The sequence below is a fragment of the Winogradskyella rapida genome (assembly GCF_042675845.1).
Lineage (GTDB): Bacteria > Bacteroidota > Bacteroidia > Flavobacteriales > Flavobacteriaceae > Winogradskyella > Winogradskyella rapida.
In genome coordinates this window covers 986807-987160 of record NZ_JBHTKM010000063.1, presented here as the reverse complement: position 1 = coordinate 987160, position 354 = coordinate 986807, and the positions used below count along the sequence as shown (strand labels likewise).

The following is a 354-nucleotide window of genomic DNA, read 5'->3' as shown; positions in this document are numbered from 1 at the left end:
GGGCAAGCCACCATAACAGATGTTGTTCTTACAGATGCTATGTTAGGCGGAGAACTCACTTTAGCCTCAGGAGACGACAATAGTGATAATATCCTAGATGTCGAAGAGATTTGGTTGTACTCAGCCAACTATACAATTACGCAATCAGATATTGATGCAGGCATCGTAAGTAATCAAGCTGTGGTAACTGGAACAAGTAGTGTTGACGGTTCAACGCTAGAAGACCTTTCAGATGATGATACCGTTTTAGAAGATGATATTACCGATCTCATCTTGCCATTAGAATCAGGCATCGCAGTGATAAAAACGGGAGTTTTTAATGATGAAAATAATGATGGTTATGCAAACTTAGGA

At 39.8% G+C, this 354-nt stretch carries 1 protein-coding gene; it reads left to right on the top strand.

What is annotated here, in order from left to right; all coding sequences use genetic code 11:
- Nucleotides 1–354, top strand: a 354-nt coding sequence (locus tag ACFQ13_RS11645; RefSeq protein WP_449361594.1) for a DUF7507 domain-containing protein, incomplete at both ends; no start/stop codon positions are given.